This is a genomic window from Amycolatopsis sp. WAC 04169 (genome assembly GCF_003947535.1).
Lineage (GTDB): Bacteria > Actinomycetota > Actinomycetes > Mycobacteriales > Pseudonocardiaceae > Amycolatopsis > Amycolatopsis keratiniphila.
Genome location: NZ_QHJI01000052.1, coordinates 1 through 725 on the forward strand (window position 1 = coordinate 1; position 725 = coordinate 725).

The 725-nt window shown below is 76.3% G+C and carries 1 protein-coding gene and 1 pseudogene; both read right to left on the reverse strand.

Going from position 1 to position 725, the window contains the following annotated elements; genetic code table 11:
* Positions 1–487 (reverse strand): ADP-ribosylglycohydrolase family protein (locus DMC61_RS40925; protein ID WP_148106766.1); only part of this gene is annotated, 487 nt, incomplete at its 3' end.
* Positions 484–725: pseudogene (locus DMC61_RS40930) on the reverse strand (hypothetical protein); the annotation flags it as partial. The gene DMC61_RS40925 and the pseudogene DMC61_RS40930, both read right to left, overlap by 4 nt.

The following is a 725-nucleotide window of genomic DNA, read 5'->3' on the forward strand; positions in this document are numbered from 1 at the left end:
CGCAGTTGACGATGTTGCCGGTGCCGGCCTCGCGCGGGTCCACGTGGCCGTAGTGGATCCGTGCGACCAGCCACTTCTCGGCGAGGAAGATCCGCTGGAGGGGAAGGGCCTCGGCCTCCCGCTCGGGGATCCAGCGCGGGTTCGTGATCAGGTCCGGGACCAGGTGCTCGGCGACCGCGTAGGCGTCGAGGTGGTCGCGGACCGTGCCGTAGACGCGGACCAGCGCGTGCGTCATCAGGGTGTCGTCGGTGACGTGGCCGTCGCCCTTGTGGTACGGCGCGACGGGGCGGGCGGTGCGCCAGGCGTCGCCGTTCCAGGGGCCGACGACGCCGTGGACGCGGCCGCCGTGGCGTTCGAGGATCTGCTCGGGGGAGTAGCCCTCGACGGGGCCGCCGAGCGCGTCGCCGACGGCCGCGCCGACGAGGGCGCCGGTGACGCGCTCGTCGAGGGGCGCGGTGATGCCGTGGTCCGGGGTGGTGGGGGTCATGGCGTGGTGGCTCGTCCTTCCGGTGGGGACGGTTGCGTGGCGTGCAGGGCGGCGGCCAGCTCGACCAGGTCGGGGCCGGTGAGCCGGGGCAGTACGCAGCCGGGCAGGGTGCGGCAGGCGTCCCGCCAGGACGCGGGGACCGAGGCGCCGCCGCCGAGCGCGCCGGTGAGGGCGCCGGCCAGCGCGGGGGCGGAGTCCGCGACGCGGGACAGACAGGCCGCCGCCGGTACCGCCTCGG